Raw genomic sequence first — 18,459 nt, 5'->3', positions numbered from 1 at the left:
CCGGAGCCGGACCGCGGAGGGTGTGTCACAAAGCCTTCGCGGGCGCGCTGCGCCCGATCGATCAATCCCTGAGGTCGTAGCGGTAGGACTTCGAGACGATCTGCCAGCCGTCGGCGAGCTTCATCGCCACCAGATAGTCGGTGAAATAGCGCGGCGGCAGCTGGCAGCGCACCTTGATGAAGGCGGTGTTGTCGTCGGAGCGGTCGATGGTGACGATAAAATCCTCGCGCGGCTTGCCTTCGGCCTTCGCCGAGGTGCGCTTGCGCACCAGGGCAAGCCAGTCCGGCACGGTCAGGACCTTCAGCTCGCCCTTCTCCACCCAGCGCAAATCGGCGCTCGGATGAAAAGCCTCGGCGAGCTTGTCGGCATTGCTCTCGTAGAGACCGTCGAAATAGGTTTGCACGACGCTTTCGACGCTGGATCGATCTTGGCTCATTGGTTGGTCCTCCCGGCAGGGTTTGATCTGTTAGTGTTGCGTCTCTGACGCGTGATTCACTCAGTGTCATTCCGGGGCTCGCGAAGCGAGAACCCGGAATCTCGATCCACAACCTCTGGATTCCGGGTTCGCGACTTCGTCGCGCCCCGGAATGACGGAATGGACTGTCAGAGACACAATGCTAGGATTTAGCCATGAACCGCTAGATTGCGCCATGGCCGGCGACAAAATTCTGCGTGAGGGACGAGTTGTGACCGCATCTGCAAATTCGAACGAACATATCCTGACCGGCGAATGCTTCTGCCGCGACGTGCGCTACGAGGTGGCCGACGCGTTTGCCTATGCGCTCAATTGTCACTGCTCGAACTGCCGGCGCACCACGGGATCGGCGTTCAAGCCGTTCGCGGGAATCGCGCGCGACAAATTCACCGTGGTCGGCGGCGCTGATGGGCTCCTGATCTATGGCGATGAGCTCACCCACGACGCGCATTGCGGCCGCTGCGGCTCGCTGCTCTATTCGCAGGTCCGCGGCGGCGCCTATGTCCATGTCGCGATGGGTACGCTGCGCGATGCGCCGGCGATCCGGCCGACCGCCCATATCTTCGTCGGCTCCAAGGCGCCGTGGTACGCGATATCGGACGATCTGCCGCAATATCAGGAGCACGTGACGCAAGGCGGGGAATAAATTCGCACGACGTCATCGGCGTGCTGCTTGTAGCCCTTGCCGACCGCCCTGCGCACGGCATCTCATCAGGCGGCGCGACTAGATCGCGCTCGCGGCGATGTTTACCATCAGGGCGAGCAGCGCGGTGTTGAACACGAACGAGATGATGCCGTGCACGGTCGCGGTGCGGCGGATGATCTTGTCGGTGATGCCGACGTCTGAGACCTGCGCCGTCATGCCGATCACGAACGAGAAATAGACGAAGTCCCAGTAATCGGCGTCGGCATGTTCGTCGCCGCTCGGAAACTGCAATCCGCCGGGCGTCTTGCCTCGGTAATACTCATGGGCGTAGTGCAGCGCGAACGCGGTGTGCACCAAGGCCCATGACAGCGTGATGGTGACGATTGCCAGCGCCAGTCCGGCCGGGCTGCCCTTTGATGCGCCGAGCTCGAACACGATGGCGGCGAGGCTCGCCAGCGCGCCGAACGCGGTCAGCAGCAGGATCAGGAAACGGCCGTCGTCCTGCAGGATGGCGCTTCGCTTGATATGGGCGACGCCACAGCGCAGCATCATCACATAGGCCAGCACGAGATACAGCGCGGCGAAGGCATCCCAGCCCGCGAGCAGGCGCGTGACGATGCGCGGTGCTCCCGGCACCAGCAGCGCAGCCAGGATACCGAAAGCGATCGAGCCGAAGGTGCGCGGCCGGCCCACGACGACGCGGACCGGCAGCGGCAGCTTGCGGAAGCGAACAAGGCGGTCGTCGATCTCCTTGTTCATTTCGCGCTGTGCTCTCGGCTAGTTCTTGCGCTCGGCGACGAAGCGGGCGGCCGCGCGCAGCACGTCGCCTCGGTCGCCGAACACCGACAGCGCGGCGTCGGCACGCGCGAGGAGATCGCGGACGCGCTGCTTGGCGCCATCGATGCCGAGCTGGGTGACGAACGTGGTCTTGCCGAGCGCGGCGTCAGCGCCGGCCGGCTTGCCGAGCGCGGCGGCGTCGCCCTCGACGTCGAGCAAATCGTCGGCGATCTGGAAGGCTTCACCGAGCGCTTTGCCGTAATCGTCGAGCGCCTGGTACTCCTTTTGCGAGGACTGGCCGAGGATCGCGCCGGCGATGCAGCCGAAGCGGAGCAGCGCGCCGGTCTTCATCTGCTGCAGGCGCGCGACATCGACCGGCTCGCGGTCGCCGAAGCGGCCTTCGCCGGCGAGGTCGAGGATCTGGCCGCCGGCCATGCCGCCGACGCCGGAGGCGCGCGCCAGCGCGCGGGTCAACAGCAGGCGGACCTGGGCGTCCTTGTGGATCGCATCACGGGTGATGATGTCGAAGGCGATGGTGAGCAGCGCGTCGCCGGCGAGGATTGCGGTGGCGTCGTCATAGGCCTTGTGCAGGGTCGGGCGGCCGCGGCGCAGATCGGAATTGTCCATCGCCGGCAGATCGTCGTGGATCAGCGAGTAGCAGTGGATGCATTCCAGCGCGGCGCCGACCAGCAGCGCGGATTCGCGTGGGATGCCGAACACCGCCGCGCTCTCGACCGCGAGGAACGGCCGCAGCCGCTTGCCGCCGCCGAGGCTCGAATAGCGCATGGCCTCGATCAGCCGCTTCGGGCGCACGATCTCATCGCTTTCGGTCGCGTCGGACAGCAGTTTGGCGAGCAGGGCTTCGGTATCCTCCGCGGTCTGGTCCAGCCGCTTGGAAAACTCTGCAGTACCGGTCGTCATTAAGAATTGCTCCAGAAGAATTGCTCCAGATCGATTTTCGGCCGGACAATCGTTGATGGCATCGGCTTCGTCAATTCCCGCCCTGCGACGGAATGCGCCTTAAAAGTGCTGGAAAAACCGTGAATTATCCCGCAGACGTCGACGGCGCCGGCCGTGTTCTGGCGGGCGGGTCCCAAATCCTTCCTGGAATGGTCCTCCCCGGAAACCCCTGTTTTGCGCATCGTCCGAATTTTATTGCTGCTTTTGCTGGCGCTGCTGTTGCTGCCGTATCTGGTGGCGCCGTTCTATCGCACCGGCCATCCGGTTTCGGCGCTGATGGCGTGGCGGACCCTGCGCGGGGGCCCGGTGACGCGGCACTGGATCGATTTCGGCGCGATGTCGCCTTATCTGGTGCGGTCCGTGGTCGGCTCGGAGGATGCTCATTTCTGCAAGCATCGGGGCATCGACTGGGGCGCGCTGCGCGAGGTGCTCGACGACGCCGAGGATGGCGAGGTGGCCCGCGGCGGCTCGACCATCACCCAGCAGGTCGCCAAGAACCTGTTCCTGTGGTCCGGCCGCAGCGTGATCCGCAAGGGGCTGGAACTGCCGCTGGCGCTCTGGATCGATCTCGTGCTGCCCAAGCAGCGGATCCTGGAAATCTACCTCAATATCGCGGAAATGGGCCCGTCCGGCCAGTTCGGCGCCGAAGCCGGCGCCCAATATGCCTTCGGCCGGTCCGCCGCTGGGCTGTCAGCCCGCGAGGCCGCGCTTTTGGCCGCGATCCTGCCGAATCCGGTCAAGAGGAGCGCCCGGAACCCCGGCCCGGGGGTCCGCAGGCTGTCCGCCACCTATATGGTCCGGGCCAACTCCGTGACGCGCTGCTGGCGCGAAAATCGCGGCTCCTGAGGCCGATTTCGGACGCTTTTTGCTGTCTCCGGCCCTAGCTTTACGCAGTGCCTTCCTCTATAAGCGCGGCCTTACCGGCATCGCAGCTGGCGCTTTGAAGCGCTGTGCGCTCGTCCCCATTTCGGACGATGCCTCCGCAACACCCCTAGAGGACACCGTCATGGCCGTTCCCAGAAGAAAAACCTCGCCGTCGCGCCGTGGCATGCGCCGTTCGGCCGATGCGATCAAGACCCCGACCTATGTCGAGGACAAGGACTCCGGCGAACTGCGCCGTCCGCACCACCTCGACCTGAAGACCGGCATGTACAAGGGCCGCCAGGTCCTGAAGGCCAAGAAAGAGTCCTGATCGGACATTCGGCCTACGCGCCGCAGCCATGCGGCGCGGCGCCTGAATTCGGTCAACGAGTGCGGCCAAGACGGGCGCGTCCGCGGCGAGGCCAATGAGCATCGCCGCATTGCTGGTTCTCCCTGAATAAGGCGCAAGCCCCGATGGTCGGTTTTCCGCTGCTGCTCGTTCCGCTCGCGGTCTACAACATCATCGCTTTCCTGATGCCCGGCGTGTCGTTCACCGACCCGCTGATCAGGCTGACATTGCTGTCGGGCGAGCAGTGGCAGATCACGCTCAGCGACATGCTGCTCGCCGCCGCCGTACTGCTGTTGCTGCTCGAGGTCATCAAGGGCGCGCGCCCCGGCGCGAAATATCTCACCGACCATCTGCTGTCGCTGATCGTGTTCGGCGCCGCCGCTGCCGAATTCGTGCTCTGGCCGAAATTCGGCAACTCGACCTATGGCCTGCTCACGCTGCTGGCGCTGGTCGATTTCATTTCCGGAATTGCGCTGCGCACCCGCCGCCGTGCGGTGGTCGCACCGGCGCCCAGCGCCGGCAGGGCGCACCCTGCGGCAGCTGAGGCACCGCAACCTGCACCCGTAGCGGAGCCGGCACCCCGGCCTGAGCCCGCGCCTGTCGCAGCACCGACGCCTGCCGCGCCGCCACCGGCCGCACCGGTCCCCTCGGCGACGTCGGTTGCGGAATCCGTGCTGCTCGATCAGTCCGCGCCAAAGCCGACGGTGACCTCGCCGGATTTGCAGCCGGGCGGCCATCCGCCGTCGGACACGCCGCAGCGCTGATATTTTCCTAGATGATCTGCCGGGTCCGCCGCGCCACGCTGCGGCGTTCGTCGACATGCGGGCCGTAAGCGCTCTGCGCGTCGGCCAATGACCCACGCCGCTGCCCGCGCGTCTGCGGCTCGTGTGCGGCGGTCGCGATCAGGTGAGCCACAAACGACGGATCGGCATGCGGCAGCGGGATCTTGGGCGCCCAATGGGTGGTCGCGGCCAGCGGCACCAGCGCCGTGCTGGCCGCCGCAGCATCGCCGTCGAGGATTTCCGATTGATCGATATCCGGCATCGTCTGCGACCCGTTGGAGCGTCATAGTTTGGGACGTTGCGGCCCTCCGCAACACCCCTGTGGCAAGGGTCATGCCCGCCGTCCCCAGTTCGTTCCCGGACAGTCGAAAACGTGGTTTCCAGATTATTTATCAACTTCACCTAGCGTTGGATTCGCCGGAACCACTATCTTGAGAGCGTGTAGAATCACCGGGCGCCGTCCCAAATCGAGACATGTTCGATGCTCCCTGTCCCGCCAGCTGCCAGCATCCTCGCCTCGCTCGGCCAAGCGACATTCGCCTGGGACCTCGCGAGCGATGCGATCGCCTGGAGCGACAATGTGGCGGCGGTCTTCCCGGATATCCCGGTCGCGGCGCTGGCGAGCGGTGCCGAGCTTGCAAAGCTGATCGAGCCATCGCGCTCGGTTCGTACTGATGCGCTGGGCCAGTCCGCGCCGGCGCCGGTACGCGGCGGGGAGGGCGTTCCCTACCGGATCGAATATGGCGTGCGGGCCGTCACCTCGGCGCCGGTGATCTGGATCGAGGAGACCGGCTGCTGGTTTGCCGGCGCCGACGGCAGGCCGGCGCGCGTGCAGGGTGTCGTCCGCATCAACAATGAACGGCACGCCCGCGACGAGCAGCTGCTGAAGCTGTCGCGGCACGATCCGCTGACCAACGAGCTCAACCGCACCCATCTGATCGCCTCGCTCGCCGAGACGATGGAGGAGTGCGCGCGCTTCCGCTCCTCCTGCGCCTTCATGCTGATCGGCATCGATCACCTCGCGCGGGTCAACGATGCCTTCGGCTTCGATGTCGCCGACGCCGTCATCGCCGAGGTCGCGAAGCGGATTCGTGCGCGGCTGCGCAGCGGCGACATGCTCGGCCGCTTCTCCGGCAACAAGTTCGGCCTGATCCTGCGCAACTGCACCGTCGACGATACCAATGTCGCGGCCGAGCGCTTCCTCGCCGCGGTGCGCGACGAGGTGGTGCCGACCAAGTCCGGCCCGGTGTCGGTGACGGTGTCGATCGGCGCCGTCACCATTCCGCGCCATGCGAGGTCGGCGGAGGAGGCGGTCAATCGCGCCCAGGAGACGCTGGATGCGGCCAAGAGCCGCCGCGCCGGATCGTTCGCGCTGTGGAAGCCGAATGTCGAGCGCGACGCCCAGCGCCGCGTCAACATCCGCGTCACCGACGAGATCGTCACCGCGCTGAACGAGCGCCGCATCGTGATCGGCTTCGAGCCCGTGGTCGATGCGCGCCTGCGGCAGCCCGCGTTCTACGAGTGCCTGGTCCGGATGGAGCAGGACGACGGCCGCGCGCTGCTCGCGCCCGATATCGTGCCGGTCGCCGAGCGGCTCGGCCTGATCCGGCTGGTCGATCACCGTGTGCTGGAGCTCGCCATCGCCGAGCTCGCTGCCGCTCCCGGCGTACAGCTCAGCCTCAACATCTCGCCCGACACCACGATGGATCCGGACTGGTGGGCCACCATCGAATCTTTGATGCGCGCGCATCCCGGCGTCGGCGAGCGGCTGATCGTCGAGATCACCGAGACGGTGGCGATCCAGGATATCGACGACGTCCGCGGCTTTGTCACGCGCCTGAAGAACTTCGGCAGCCGGATCGCGATCGACGATTTCGGCGCCGGCTACACCTCGTTCCGCAACTTGCGCAAGCTCGGCGTCGACATCGTGAAGATCGACGGCGCCTTCGTGCAGAACATCGTGCGTTCGGCCGACGACCGCGCTTTCGTGCAGACGCTGATCGATCTCGCCCGCCGCCTCGAGATCAAGACGGTCGCCGAATGGGTGCAGGACGAGGAAGCCGCCGTGATGCTGCGCGAATGGGGCTGCGACTTCATCCAGGGCCGCCTGATCGGCCTCGCCTCGCCGGACCGCCCGTGGAACGCGTCGGCGGAGAAGCCCGTGCCCGCCACGGGCTGAAGCGGCCATAGGCCGTTTCACAATATCGGTCGTGATACCCGCGAAAGGGATTGCTCAAAATATGAGCGCGTCCTGCCCAAGGTTTGGCGGGAGTTCATCCAATTAATTGTGCGTCCCCAGACAAGTTTTCCGCCGGAGACCGCCGTTTACTTCTTCGAGGTTTGGACCGTGGCTTGCGCCATGACAACGTCGAAAGAGGATCGAATGGTCACGTTATCTTTTCCGCGCGCGTACAAACTCATGCACATCGCAGCGTTAGGGGCATTGCTCGTTGTGGGCGTCGGTGCTCCAACCGACGCCAGGGCAGCTGCGCCGGCCGCCTGTGCGGAGCTGCAGGCAAAGTATCCGGACTGGAAGGGCAAGACCCTCGTCAACGCAATCAATCCGCATACGCCGGGCTACGAGTCGATCGATCCGAAGGATCCGAGCAAATATGTCGGCTTCGATATCGATCTCGGCGAGCAGATCGGCGAATGCCTCGGCTTCAAGCTGACCTACAAGGCGGTGACCTTCGCCGCACTCCTGACCACGCTGTCCAGTGGTCAGGCCGACATTGTGATCTCCGACATCTACGCCACGGAAGAGCGTGCCAAGGCGGCCGACTTCATCACCTATTCGAAGGTGTTCGACGGCGTATTGGTCGCCAAGGGCAATCCGAAGAAGATCTCCGGCATCAACACCTCGATGTGCGGTGCGGCAGCGGCCGAGAACACAGGCTACGTTGAAGTTCCGCTGATCCAGGCGCTCGTGCCGGAGTGCAAGAAGGAGGGCAAGCCTGAGCCGACCATTCAGCTCTACGACAACAACGCCAACTGCATCCAGGCGATTCTGGCCGGACGCGCCGACACCTATGTCAACGACGTCAACACCGTCGACAATGCGGTGAAGGCCTATCCGGACAAGCTCGAAAAAGCTATCGCGGTGACGATCCCGTACAAGGTCGGCATCGGCGTGCCCAAGGACAAACCGGCCTTCCGCGATGCCGTGAAGGCGGCGCTGACCGAGATCTACAAATCGGGCGATCAGCTCGCGTTGCTGAAGAAGTGGAATCTCGATCCGGAGAACCTGATCGAGCCCGGTCTGCTGACGGTCAAGTAGGCCCCAGCACCGGCAAAAGGACGACATGCTCCATGGAGCTGTTCCTCCACTATTTGACCATGCCGTATATGATCGAGGGCATTCAGGCGACCTTGCAGGTCACCGCCCTCGGTCTGCTCGGCGGCCTGATCCTCGGTGTGATCCTGGCGTGGATGCAACTCAGCCGCTTCAGGGCGCTGGCGTCCTTCGCCCGGGTCTACACCGTGATCTTTCGCGGCACGCCGCTGATCCTGCAGATGGTGTTCGCCTATAATGCCCTGCCGCAGATCGGCATCAAGCTACCGGCCATTCTCGCCGCCGGCCTCGCGCTGGCCTGCAACGAAGCTCCGTTCATCGCCGAGATGCTGCGCTCCGGCGTGCTCGGCGTCGATCGCGGCCAGGTGCTGGCCGGGCAGGCGCTCGGCATGACGCCCGGCGTCCTGATGCGCCGGATCATCGCCCCGCAGGCGATCCGCTCGATGATCCCCGCCTTCGGCAACGAGACCGTCAGCGCGCTGAAGAATTCCTCGCTGGCGTCGGTGATCGCCGTGCAGGAGCTGACGTTGCGTTCGACCCAGATGGCGTCGGCAACTTTCGATTTCTTCTCGATCTTCTTCGCCTCGGGCCTGATCTATCTGTTCCTTACCGCGGCGATCGCCGGCATCCAGCTGTTCCTCGAATGGCTGTTCGATCTCGACCGCGCATCGAAGCAGATCAAGCTGATGCGGATGATGCCGGGGTATCGCGCGCAGGGACTCGATGATCCGTTGATTGCGGCCGAGGACGCGCCGCCCGAGATCTTGCCCGATGCCGGTGTCGCCGAATTGCCGCCGCCGCGGGCGCAGACCGAGCGTGTCGATCGCGCCAAACGCAACGAGATCCTTAAGCGGAACAATGTGGCGGTCGATGTTGCCGCATTGCGCAAAAGCTATGACAAGCAAATGGTGCTCGCCGGCGTCGATCTCACGGTGCGGATCGGCGAGGTGGTCGCCCTGCTCGGGCCGTCCGGCTCCGGCAAGAGCACGCTGCTCCGCTGTATCAACAATCTCGAACTCTGGAACGACGGCAGCATCAAGGTCGGCGGTCGCCGGCTCGGCTTCAGCGATAGCGGCAAGGCGCTGTCGCCGCGACTGTTGGCGCAGGCGCGCGCCGAGGTCGGTGTCGGTATGGTGTTCCAGCAGTTCAACCTGTTCGGTCACCTCACCGCGAAGGAGAACATCGCCGGGCCGCTGCGCTGGGTGCATGGTGTGTCGCGCATCGATGCGGATCGCCGGGCGACCGAACTGCTCGGGCGCGTCGGCCTCAGCCACCGCGCCGATGCGTTGCCGCGGCATCTCTCCGGTGGCCAGCAGCAGCGCGTCGCCATCGCCCGTGCGATCGCGCCGAATCCCAGCGTGCTGTTGCTGGATGAGCCGACCTCCGCGCTCGATCCCGAACTCGTCAATGAGGTCCTTGAAGTGATCCGTCGCCTCGCGGTGGAAGACGGCCTCACCATGATCATCTCAACCCATCAACTGCGCTTCGCCAGTGAAGTCGCTGATCGCGTGGTGCTGCTGGCGGATGGCGCGATCGTCGAGGAAGGCCCGGCCGACGAGGTGCTGAGCAATCCGCGCAATCCGGTCGCGCAGCGTTTCCTCAATGCCATGGAGGCCGAGGTCGCATGAATAGAACCCGTTCCGTTTCCATCCGCGTGAGGACCCCTGCGTGAAACATCATCTGCTGCCGGTATCTGCGAAGACTGTGCATTGGGGCTATTTCAGCAAGGTCGTGGCGCCGGCATTGAAGCTGAAGTCCGGCGACCGCGCGACCATCGAGACGCTGACGCATCACGCCAATGACGATTACGAGCGCATGATCGAGGGCGATCCGGGTGCCGAGAGCGTGTTCAAATGGACGCGCGAGCACAAGGCGGTGGTGCGGCGCGGTTCGGGGCCCATCGAAGGGCCGTTCATCCGCGGCTCCGGCGAAGGCGTCGGCGTGCACCTGCTCACCGGTCCGGTGGCGATCGAAGGCGCCGAGCCGGGCGACGTGCTGGAGGTTCGCATTCTCGACGTGCGACCGAGGCCGGCCTGCAAGGCCTGCCATGCCGGCAAATGCTTCGGCTCCAACGTCGCGGCCAATTGGGGCTTTCACTATCACGACCTGATCGAAGAGCCGAAGCCGCGCGAAGTGGTGACGATCTTCGAGCTCGACGCGTCGGGTGAGCCTTTCGCCAAAGCGGTCTACAACTATGTCTGGACGCCGCAGACCGATCCTGATGGCATCGTGCACCCGACCATCGATTATCCCGGCGTCCGCGTCGATCACGCCACCGTCGTCAAGCGTGAGAATGTTCTGAGCAATGTCCGTGTGCCCGCGCGGCTGCATTTTGGCACCATGGGCCTCGCGCCGTCTGAGCAGGATTTCGTCTCCTCGATCCCGCCGAGCTATACCGGCGGCAACATCGACGACTGGCGCGTCGGCAAGGGTGCCAAGATGTTCTATCCGGTTGCGGTGCCCGGTGCGTTCTTTTCGGTCGGTGATCCGCATGCCGCGCAAGGCGACAGCGAGCTCGGCGGCACTGCGATCGAGACCTCGCTCACCGGCGATTTCGAATTCATCCTGCACAAGCATCGCGATCTCGGCGGCACACAGCTCGAAGGACTGACGCATCCGATGCTGGAAACCCCCGACGCCTGGTCGGTCTACGGCTTCACCTACCCGAACTATCTTGCCGAGCTCGGCGCCAATGCGCAGCTCGAAATCGCCAATCACTCCAGCCTCGACCGCGCCATGCGCGACGCCTTTCGCAAGATGCGGCGCTTCCTGATGACGGTGCACAAGCTCAGCGAGGACGAGGCGATCTCGCTGATGTCGGTGGGGGCAGATTTTGGCGTGACGCAGGTGGTCGACGCCAATTGGGGCGTGCACGGGACCATCCGCAAGAACGTGTTCCGGTGTGACTGATCACGCGCCGGCCGCTGAGCAGGACGTGTCATCCTTGAGGATGGCACGGAGATTGCTTCGCTTCGGCCATAAAGGTCGATGCATGAGGTTGCGTCCGTTCACTAGTGAATCCTATTCCGAAGGCGACCGCCCCGAGGCGTGGCGGGACGTCCTGGCGTCGGTCGGCTTGCAGCCCACGGTCGCCACGAGCACCCATGCCGGCCATGCCATCGCGGTGCGGCGCAGCTTTCAGGGCGTGACGCTGGCCAGGCTTTCGGCAGGGCAACAATCGGTGTCGCCGCGCACGGATGCTGTGGCCGATCATCCGCTGGTGCTGCTGCCGCTCGAAGACGGGGTGGCGCTGAAGACGACCACCGGTTATCAGATCGTTGCTGCGCGGCATCTTCTCTTGCTGCCACGCGCAGGGGACTGGAGCGTGTCGTTCCAGCGCGAGATGCGCGCGGTAGTGCTGTCGGTGACGTCCGAACCGGCACATCGCCATCGCGCCACGTTGCAAGGCGGCGAGGTGCGGGTGCTCCAGCCCGGCGGCTTTGGCAGGGTATTCGCGCAGATGATGGAGCTCGCCGCGCGCGATCTCGACGCGCTGTCCGATGTCGAATGGACGGCGCTGGCGCGAAGTCTCGCCGATCTGCTGCCGACCTTCATGCGTCAGCACGGCGAGACGGCGGGCGATCGCGGCGGCGGCGCTTCCAAGGCAGCGACGCTGCATCGCCTGTGCCAGACCGTCGAACGCAGCCTCGAGGAACCCGATCTGACGCCGGTCAAAATCGCCAGTGCCGAGGGCATTTCTGAACGCTATCTGCAAAAGCTGTTCGAGGGGGCCGGCACCAGTTTCACGCATTACCTGCGCGAACGTCGGCTGCAGCGCACCTGGGCCGATCTGTCGAATCCCGCCGAGGCGCATCGTTCGATTTCCGAGATCGCGTTCCGCGTCGGCTTCAACGACTCTGCCCATTTCAGCCGCGCGTTTCGCCAGCGCTTCGGTCTGTCGCCGCGCGAATTCCGCCATCATGAAGCCGAGCGGCAGACCGCATCCGCGGCCACGGTGCAACGCGGCTGGCCTCAACAGGCGCTGGCGCAAATGTGCAGCCGGCGCGCAGCGCTGGTGCGCAGGACGGCTGCGCCGTTCAACGCCCATGACGTGGAGATCGCGGACGCGCCGCGCCATCACCATCTCGCCGCGGATGCCTCGCGCGTGCATTGGGGCTATTTCAGCCATTCGTTGCCGCCGCAGGTCGAGATCGGCTCCGGCGACACCATCACCATTGAGACGCTGACCCAGCACGCCTCCGACGATCCCGAGCGCATGATCAAGGGTGATCCAGGCGCGGAGAGCGTGTTCCACTGGACGCGCGATCGGAAGAACGTCGATCGCCGCGGCGCCGGCCCGCTCGATGCCTCGATCTACGGCCGCGGCGCCGGTGAGGGATTCGGCGTTCACATTTGCACCGGGCCGGTGGCCGTGAAGGATGCGGAGCCAGGGGACGTACTGGAAATCCGCATCCTCGACATCGCGCCGCGCGCGAGCCGCAATCCGGACTTCGAGGGCCGCGTGTTCGGCAGCAGCGTCGCGGCCTGGTGGGGCTATCACTACAAGGAGTTCCTTGCCGAGCAGAACGCCCATGAGGCGGTGACGATCTACGAGATCGTCGACGACGATGACGCGCCGCATGCCCGTGCGCTGTATTCCTATCGCTGGGAGCCGCAGACCGATCCGTTCGGGACGCTGCACAAGACTTACGACTATCCGGGCATCCCGATCCCGCCGTCATCGGTGCGGCGCCGCCACGACGTGCTCGACGGCATCCGCATTCCGCTGCGCCCGCATTTCGGAGTCATCGCGCTTGCGCCGCGCGAGGCCGAGCTTGTCGATTCCGTCCCGCCCGCATATTTCGGCGGCAATCTCGACAATTGGCGGCTCGGCAAGGGCTCGACGGTCTATTTGCCGGTGTCGGTGCCGGGCGCGCTATTGTCAGTCGGCGATCCCCATGCTGCGCAGGGTGACGGCGAACTCGGCGGCACCGCCATCGAATGTTCGATGACCGGCACGTTCCAGGTCATCCTGCACAAGAAGAACGAGCTTACCAATCAGCCCTTCGCCGATCTTACCTATCCGTTGATCGAGACCGAAGCCGACTGGGTGCTGATGGGCTTCAGTCATCCCAACTATCTCGCCGAATTCGGCGCCAAGGGGCAGAGCGAGGTCTACGCGACCTCGTCGCTCGATCTCGCGATGAAGGATGCGTTCCGCAAGATGCGCCGCTTCCTGATGAACATCAAAGGCCTTACCGAGGACGAGGCGATCGCGCTGATGTCGGTGGCGGTGGATTTCGGCGTGACGCAGGTGGTGGACGGCAATTGGGGCGTCCATGCCATTCTCAGCAAGCGCGTCTTCGATCACGCGCCGCAAAACTAGTGTGCTGAATGCGAAGTTCGTGCGATTTCGCGGCAGCCACTTTCACGAACTTCGCATTGATAAAGCACACTAGAATCATAAGTTTGCTAGTGTCCTTATCGAATCCGAAGTTCGCTCCGAAGGTGCGGCAAATGATGCGAACTTCGGATTCGGGACACTAGAGCATGAAAGATCGTGCTCGAACAAAGACATGAGATCATGATGCGATTCCGTAGAAACGCATCATGATCCATCAGAGAGCAGGCGAGGAGACGTCGTTGCAATTTCACATGATATCCGGCGGCCCGAAGCCGGTCGCGCCGTTCAGCCACGCGGTCGAGACGGATGGTTTCGTTTTCGTCACCGGCCAGATGCCGGATACGCCGGCCGCACCCGGCCTATTGCCCGAGGGCATCGTGGCGCAGACCCGCGCGGTGATGGAGAATCTGCGCGTGGTGCTTGCGGGCCTCGATCTCGGCCTCGAGCATATCGTGATGTCGCGCATCTATCTGACGCGCTTCAAGGAAGATTATGCGGCGATGAACGAGACCTATCGCCGCTATTTCCCGTCCGACCGCCTGCCGGCCCGCACCTGCGTCGGCGTCACCGGTCTCGCCTATGATGCGTTGATCGAAATCGATCTCGTCTGCCGCCGGCCTGCATAGACGCGCCCGCGAGGGTATGCTCGACCAGACGGAGACCGCCCGACGTCGGCGAGAGCCGCCGTCAGGACTTCAGAAGTGATGGCGGCCGGAGGTCCGGCCGGGCCGGCAGCGGACCTGAACGAGACCTACTCGTCCTTCTTCGTCGGCTGCGACATGCGCTCGAGGCGTTCCTGCATGTCCTTCATCTGGCGGCGAAGATCGTCGATGTTGCCGTCATCGGGCGTGGGCTCCGGCGCCTTGTCGGCCTCGCCGCCACCGCGTTGCGGCACGAATGGCTTGAACATCGAGAAGGTCTGCTGGAACAGCTCCATGTTGCGGCGGACCTGTTCTTCCAGCGGCGCAAACGGTGTCCCGCTCAGCGCGCCCGCGATCTGCTTGCGGAATTTTTCCTGTTCCTTGGTCAGCGTCTCGATCGACTGTTCGAGATATTTCGGCACCACCATCTGCATGCTGTCGCCGTAGAAGCGGATCAGCTGGCGCAGGAAAGTGGTCGGCAGCAGGTTCTGCCCGGCCTTGTTTTCCTGCTCGAAGATGATTTGCGCGAGCACGGAGCGGGTAATGTCGTCGCCGGTCTTGGCGTCATAGACGAGGAAATCTTCGCCTTCCTTCACCATCGCCGCGAGATCCTCGAGCGTGACATAGGTGCTCGTCCCGGTATTATAGAGCCGCCGGTTCGCGTATTTCTTGATCGTGGTCGGTTGTTCAGATTTTGCCATGGGCTCTCACTTCAACACCGAAGAACCTGGAACCCTACGGCATCGCCGCAGGGCAAAATGCAACGCATCGCAGCAAAGGTAAGCATTTTCAAAGCGGTTCGGCTACAGTTTTGTGCTGTGCGGTTAATTCCAAAGCATAGGATTTGCTCAGGAAAGTGCCAAGGGCGTCATTTTGAGTGCGTCGCGGCGCGATTTGCCCGACAGTGCGATTGACATGTCTCAACGAGGTTTACAGGATAGCCGTCAAGAGACAGGCCCGCCAAATCGGCCGCCCGCCGTCGAGAAACCCAGCTACAACCAATAGGAGATGTCCATGTCAGACGATGTCGTCATCGTCAGCGCCGCCCGCACCCCCGTCGGTAGCTTCAACGGCGCTTTCGCCACCACGCCGGCCCATGACCTCGGGGCCATCGCCATCAAGGCGGCGCTGGAGCGTGCCGGCGTCGAGGGCGGTCAGGTCTCCGAAGTCATCATGGGCCAGATCCTCACCGCCGCGCAGGGCCAGAACCCGGCCCGCCAGGCCTCGATCGCGGCCGGCATCCCGGTGGAAAGCCCGGCCTGGGGCGTCAACCAGCTCTGCGGCTCGGGCCTGCGCACGGTGGCGCTCGGCTACCAGGCGCTGCTCAACGGCGATTCCTCGATCGTCGTCGCCGGCGGCCAGGAATCCATGAGCATGGCCCCGCACGCGCAATATCTGCGTGGCGGCGTCAAGATGGGCGGGCTCGAGCTGATCGACACCATGATCAAGGACGGGCTGTGGGATGCCTTCAACGGCTACCACATGGGCAACACCGCCGAGAACGTCGCCAAGCAATACCAGATCACCCGGTCGCAGCAGGACGAGTTCGCGGTCGGTTCGCAGAACAAGGCCGAGGCGGCGCAGAAGGCCGGCAAGTTCAAGGACGAGATCGTCCCGGTCACCATCAAGTCCCGCAAGGGCGATATCGTGGTCGACACCGACGAGTATCCGCGCCACGGCGCCACGCTCGACGCGATGGCCAAGCTCCGCGCGGCCTTCGAGAAGGACGGCACCGTGACCGCGGGCAACGCCTCGGGCATCAATGACGGCGCCGCCGCCGTCGTGCTGATGACCGCCAAGGAAGCCGCCAAGCAGGGCAAGAAGGTGCTGGCCCGCATCGTGTCATGGGGCCAGGCCGGCGTCGACCCCAAGATCATGGGCACCGGCCCGATCCCCGCTTCGCGCGCCGCGCTGAAGAAGGCCGGCTGGAACATCGCCGACCTCGACCTGATCGAGGCCAACGAGGCGTTCGCCGCGCAGGCCTGCGCGGTGAACAAGGACCTCGGCTGGGATCCGGCCAAGGTCAACGTCAATGGCGGCGCGATCGCGATCGGCCATCCGGTCGGCGCGTCGGGTGCGCGCGTGCTGGTGACGCTGCTGCACGAGATGCAGAAGCGCGATGCCAAGAAGGGCCTCGCGACGCTGTGCATCGGCGGCGGCATGGGCATCGCTATGTGCGTTGCACGCGACTGAACAAAAGGCAGCGAGGCCGGTTAGGTGATGAAAAGATCATCTGTCAACCGCGAAGCGAGCTGATAAATAAGATGCCCGGCTTTGCGCCGGGCATTTTTGTTTCGACAGCATGATCCGGAAAAGTGTGAAGCGGTTTTCCGAGAAGACCATGCTCAAAAAAGGGAGCCAAAGCGCGATGACAATTCAACCTGATCTCATCGCGCTTTGTTGAGTGAGTGCGTAGGCCGGAGTTATCCGGTTATAAAAGACGGCCAAGGAGGAAACGGACATGGCACGTGTTGCATTGGTGACGGGCGGAACGCGCGGTATTGGAGCTGCGATCAGCAAGGCGCTGAAAGCGGCGGGCTACAAGGTGGCGGCGAGCTACGCCGGCAATGACGCCGCGGCGGAGAAGTTCAAGGCGGAGAGCGGGATTCCGGTCTACAAGTGGGACGTCGCCTCGTTCGACGCCTGCGCGGCTGGCGTCAAGCAGGTCGAGGCCGATCTCGGCTCGGTCGACGTGCTCGTCAACAATGCCGGCATCACCAAGGATACCGCGTTCCACAAGATGACGGTCGAGCAGTGGAATGCCGTGATCAACACCAACCTCGGCTCGCTGTTCAACATGACGCGCCAGGTGATCGAGGGCATGCGCGCCCGCAAGTTCGGCCGTGTCATCTCGATCTCCTCCATCAACGGCCAGAAGGGCCAGTTCGGCCAGGTCAACTACTCGGCGGCCAAGGCCGGCGACATCGGCTTCACCAAGGCGCTGGCGCTGGAGAACGCCAAGGGCGGCATCACCGTGAACGTGATCTGCCCCGGCTATATCAACACCGAGATGGTGCAGGCGGTGCCGAAGGACGTGCTCGAGAAGAACGTGATCCCGCAGATTCCGGTCGCCCGGCTCGGCGAACCCGAAGAGATCGCGCGGGCCGTGGTGTTCCTCGCCGCCGACGATGCCGGTTTCATCACCGGCTCGACGCTGACGGTGAACGGCGGCCAGTATCACGCCTGACGCGAGTAGCGTCGTCGCGTCGCAGGCGCGCACAATCAAGTAGCGAATGCCCGGCCTTGTGCCGGGCATTTTCGTCTTTACAACGCGCCACACGCGAAGGAAGACGTGGCCGGCCGGGACATCGGCGAGCGGCTTCAGACCGCCATCCTTTGGATAGTCATGCCCGGCCACGACGGATTGAATTGAGATGACGACCCGAACTGCCACCCTTGTCGGACTGACCGCCATCCTGATGTGGTCGCTGCTGTCGGTCATGACGGTCGCGACCGGGACGATCCCGGCGTTCCAGCTCGCGGCCATGACCTTTGCGATCGGCGCCGCGGTGGCGTTCGCGAGCTTCCTGTTGCGTCCATCAGCCTTCGGCGCGTTGAAGCAACCGCTTGTCGCCTGGGTCGTCGGCGTCGGCGGGCTGTTCGGCTATCACGCGCTGTATTTCCTGGCGCTGCGCTTCGCCCCGCCGGCCGAGGCCGGGCTGCTCAATTATCTCTGGCCGCTGTTGATCGTGCTGTTCTCGTCGCTGCTGCCGGGCGAGCGGCTTGCGGTGCATCACATCGTCGGCGCGCTGCTCGGCCTCGCCGGCACCGTGCTGCTGTTCGCCGGCAACACCGGCGCCTTCACAAAAGAGCAGATTCCAGGCTTCGCGGCCGCCTTCGTCGCGGCGTTCGTCTGGGCGTCCTATTCGGTGATGTCGCGCCGGCTCAAGGCGGTGCCGACCGATGCGGTGGCAGGCTTCTGCCTCGCGACCGCCGTGCTTGCGGCGCTCGTGCACATGATGGTGGAGACGACGGTGTGGCCCGCGACGCCGCTGCAGTGGCTTGCCGTCGTCGCGCTCGGCATCGGTCCGGTGGGGGCCGCGTTCTTCGCCTGGGATATCGGCATGAAGCGCGGCGACATCCGCGTGCTCGGTGCCGCCTCCTATGCCACGCCGCTGCTCTCGACCGCGTTCCTGATCGCAGCGGGCTTCGCCAAGCCCAGCGCCAATATCGCGATCGCCGCGATCCTGATCGCCGGCGGCGGGCTGATCGCGGCAAAGGACATGGTGCTGAGAAAAAGAACGTAGGATGGGTAGAGCGAAGCGAAACCCATCATCCCGCAGAGTAGATAGGAATTGATGGGTTTCGCTGCGCTCTACCCATCCTACGAAG

At 64.4% G+C, this 18,459-nt stretch carries 18 protein-coding genes; 13 read left to right on the top strand and 5 right to left on the bottom strand.

Annotation, left to right across the window (positions count from 1 at the left end):
* Positions 1–61: 61 nt before the first annotated feature.
* Positions 62–436 carry a nuclear transport factor 2 family protein gene (locus J2R76_RS26200; RefSeq protein ID WP_016847513.1) on the bottom strand — a complete coding sequence of 125 codons (375 nt, stop codon included), beginning with the start codon at positions 434–436 and terminating at the stop codon, positions 62–64.
* Between the two features lie 250 nt (positions 437–686).
* On the opposite strand from J2R76_RS26200, the gene J2R76_RS26195 reads away from it, so the two are divergent.
* The gene (locus tag J2R76_RS26195; RefSeq protein WP_076824759.1) at positions 687–1,121 is read left to right on the top strand and encodes a GFA family protein; all 435 of its coding nucleotides are present in this window, start codon (positions 687–689) and stop codon (positions 1,119–1,121) included.
* Between the two features lie 78 nt (positions 1,122–1,199).
* Here the strand turns inward: J2R76_RS26195 and J2R76_RS26190 are convergent, their stop codons facing one another.
* Together J2R76_RS26190 and J2R76_RS26185 are read right to left on the bottom strand one after the other, a co-directional pair.
* Complete coding sequence (locus J2R76_RS26190) at positions 1,200–1,880, bottom strand: DUF1345 domain-containing protein (RefSeq protein WP_076824683.1); 681 nt, start codon at positions 1,878–1,880, stop codon at positions 1,200–1,202.
* Positions 1,881–1,898: 18 nt separating this feature from the next.
* Complete coding sequence (locus tag J2R76_RS26185) at positions 1,899–2,819, bottom strand: polyprenyl synthetase family protein (RefSeq protein ID WP_076824685.1); 921 nt, start codon at positions 2,817–2,819, stop codon at positions 1,899–1,901.
* Between the two features lie 213 nt (positions 2,820–3,032).
* Here J2R76_RS26185 and mtgA point away from each other — a divergent pair, with 213 nt between their 5' ends.
* The 3 genes from mtgA to J2R76_RS26170 all read left to right on the top strand — a co-directional run bounded on the left by mtgA (position 3,033) and on the right by J2R76_RS26170 (position 4,832).
* Complete coding sequence (mtgA, locus tag J2R76_RS26180) at positions 3,033–3,704, top strand: monofunctional biosynthetic peptidoglycan transglycosylase (RefSeq protein WP_253625173.1); 672 nt, start codon at positions 3,033–3,035, stop codon at positions 3,702–3,704.
* Between the two features lie 160 nt (positions 3,705–3,864).
* Positions 3,865–4,050, top strand: a complete 186-nt coding sequence (gene rpmF / locus J2R76_RS26175) for a 50S ribosomal protein L32 (RefSeq protein ID WP_021077536.1) — start codon at positions 3,865–3,867, stop codon at positions 4,048–4,050.
* Between the two features lie 143 nt (positions 4,051–4,193).
* Complete coding sequence (locus tag J2R76_RS26170) at positions 4,194–4,832, top strand: hypothetical protein (protein ID WP_076824689.1); 639 nt, start codon at positions 4,194–4,196, stop codon at positions 4,830–4,832.
* 7 nt (positions 4,833–4,839) lie between these two features.
* On the opposite strand, the gene J2R76_RS26165 is transcribed toward J2R76_RS26170, so the two are convergent.
* Positions 4,840–5,112, bottom strand: a complete 273-nt coding sequence (locus tag J2R76_RS26165) for a hypothetical protein (protein ID WP_076824691.1) — start codon at positions 5,110–5,112, stop codon at positions 4,840–4,842.
* Positions 5,113–5,331: 219 nt separating this feature from the next.
* Between J2R76_RS26165 and J2R76_RS26160 the strand changes: the two genes are divergently transcribed.
* The 6 genes from J2R76_RS26160 (at position 5,332) to J2R76_RS26135 (ending at position 14,112) form a co-directional block, all read left to right on the top strand.
* Positions 5,332–7,029: a bifunctional diguanylate cyclase/phosphodiesterase gene (locus tag J2R76_RS26160; RefSeq protein WP_076824693.1), complete on the top strand. Its 1,698-nt coding sequence runs from the start codon at positions 5,332–5,334 to the stop codon at positions 7,027–7,029.
* Between the two features lie 204 nt (positions 7,030–7,233).
* Positions 7,234–8,127, top strand: a complete 894-nt coding sequence (locus J2R76_RS26155; protein WP_076824695.1) for an ABC transporter substrate-binding protein — start codon at positions 7,234–7,236, stop codon at positions 8,125–8,127.
* 32 nt (positions 8,128–8,159) lie between these two features.
* Positions 8,160–9,770, top strand: a complete 1,611-nt coding sequence (locus J2R76_RS26150; protein ID WP_057015577.1) for an amino acid ABC transporter permease/ATP-binding protein — start codon at positions 8,160–8,162, stop codon at positions 9,768–9,770.
* A 40-nt stretch (positions 9,771–9,810) separates the two neighbouring features.
* Positions 9,811–11,052, top strand: a complete 1,242-nt coding sequence (locus tag J2R76_RS26145; protein ID WP_076824697.1) for an acetamidase/formamidase family protein — start codon at positions 9,811–9,813, stop codon at positions 11,050–11,052.
* Positions 11,053–11,134: 82 nt separating this feature from the next.
* Positions 11,135–13,468, top strand: a complete 2,334-nt coding sequence (locus J2R76_RS26140) for an acetamidase/formamidase family protein (protein WP_253625172.1) — start codon at positions 11,135–11,137, stop codon at positions 13,466–13,468.
* A 257-nt stretch (positions 13,469–13,725) separates the two neighbouring features.
* The gene (locus J2R76_RS26135) at positions 13,726–14,112 is read left to right on the top strand and encodes a RidA family protein (protein WP_076824761.1); all 387 of its coding nucleotides are present in this window, start codon (positions 13,726–13,728) and stop codon (positions 14,110–14,112) included.
* A 125-nt stretch (positions 14,113–14,237) separates the two neighbouring features.
* On the opposite strand, the gene phaR is transcribed toward J2R76_RS26135, so the two are convergent.
* A complete protein-coding gene (gene phaR / locus J2R76_RS26130) occupies positions 14,238–14,828 on the bottom strand; it encodes a polyhydroxyalkanoate synthesis repressor PhaR (protein WP_057015574.1) in 591 nt (196 codons plus the stop codon).
* A gap of 313 nt (positions 14,829–15,141) precedes the next feature.
* Here phaR and J2R76_RS26125 point away from each other — a divergent pair, with 313 nt between their 5' ends.
* The 3 genes from J2R76_RS26125 to J2R76_RS26115 all read left to right on the top strand — a co-directional run bounded on the left by J2R76_RS26125 (position 15,142) and on the right by J2R76_RS26115 (position 18,374).
* Complete coding sequence (locus J2R76_RS26125) at positions 15,142–16,320, top strand: acetyl-CoA C-acetyltransferase (protein WP_076824763.1); 1,179 nt, start codon at positions 15,142–15,144, stop codon at positions 16,318–16,320.
* Positions 16,321–16,588: 268 nt separating this feature from the next.
* Positions 16,589–17,314 carry an acetoacetyl-CoA reductase gene (gene phbB / locus J2R76_RS26120; protein WP_076824700.1) on the top strand — a complete coding sequence of 242 codons (726 nt, stop codon included), beginning with the start codon at positions 16,589–16,591 and terminating at the stop codon, positions 17,312–17,314.
* 187 nt (positions 17,315–17,501) lie between these two features.
* Positions 17,502–18,374, top strand: coding sequence for a DMT family transporter (locus tag J2R76_RS26115; RefSeq protein ID WP_057015572.1), 873 nt, complete (start codon positions 17,502–17,504; stop codon positions 18,372–18,374).
* Positions 18,375–18,459 lie beyond the last annotated feature (85 nt).

Origin of the sequence: Bradyrhizobium sp. USDA 4532 (assembly GCF_024171315.1) — a bacterium.
Taxonomy (GTDB): Bacteria; Pseudomonadota; Alphaproteobacteria; order Rhizobiales; family Xanthobacteraceae; genus Bradyrhizobium; species Bradyrhizobium australafricanum.
The sequence above is the reverse complement of the archived record's forward strand: the minus strand, read 5'-3'. Positions and strand labels throughout refer to the sequence as shown.

Bases quoted from the DNA above. Each gene is read 5' to 3' on its own strand.
- J2R76_RS26200 (WP_016847513.1), bottom strand. From the start codon at position 436: ATGAGCCAAGATCGATCCAGCGTCGAAAGCGTCGTGCAAACCTATTTC.
- J2R76_RS26140 (WP_253625172.1), top strand. From the start codon at position 11,135: ATGAGGTTGCGTCCGTTCACTAGTGAATCCTATTCCGAAGGCGACCGC.
- phaR (WP_057015574.1), bottom strand. From the start codon at position 14,828: ATGGCAAAATCTGAACAACCGACCACGATCAAGAAATACGCGAACCGG.
- phbB (WP_076824700.1), top strand. From the start codon at position 16,589: ATGGCACGTGTTGCATTGGTGACGGGCGGAACGCGCGGTATTGGAGCT.
- J2R76_RS26185 (WP_076824685.1), bottom strand. From the start codon at position 2,819: ATGACGACCGGTACTGCAGAGTTTTCCAAGCGGCTGGACCAGACCGCG.
- J2R76_RS26150 (WP_057015577.1), top strand. From the start codon at position 8,160: ATGGAGCTGTTCCTCCACTATTTGACCATGCCGTATATGATCGAGGGC.
- J2R76_RS26170 (WP_076824689.1), top strand. From the start codon at position 4,194: ATGGTCGGTTTTCCGCTGCTGCTCGTTCCGCTCGCGGTCTACAACATC.
- J2R76_RS26115 (WP_057015572.1), top strand. From the start codon at position 17,502: ATGACGACCCGAACTGCCACCCTTGTCGGACTGACCGCCATCCTGATG.
- rpmF (WP_021077536.1), top strand. From the start codon at position 3,865: ATGGCCGTTCCCAGAAGAAAAACCTCGCCGTCGCGCCGTGGCATGCGC.
- J2R76_RS26160 (WP_076824693.1), top strand. From the start codon at position 5,332: ATGCTCCCTGTCCCGCCAGCTGCCAGCATCCTCGCCTCGCTCGGCCAA.
- J2R76_RS26190 (WP_076824683.1), bottom strand. From the start codon at position 1,880: ATGAACAAGGAGATCGACGACCGCCTTGTTCGCTTCCGCAAGCTGCCG.
- J2R76_RS26155 (WP_076824695.1), top strand. From the start codon at position 7,234: ATGGTCACGTTATCTTTTCCGCGCGCGTACAAACTCATGCACATCGCA.
- J2R76_RS26165 (WP_076824691.1), bottom strand. From the start codon at position 5,112: ATGCCGGATATCGATCAATCGGAAATCCTCGACGGCGATGCTGCGGCG.
- J2R76_RS26125 (WP_076824763.1), top strand. From the start codon at position 15,142: ATGTCAGACGATGTCGTCATCGTCAGCGCCGCCCGCACCCCCGTCGGT.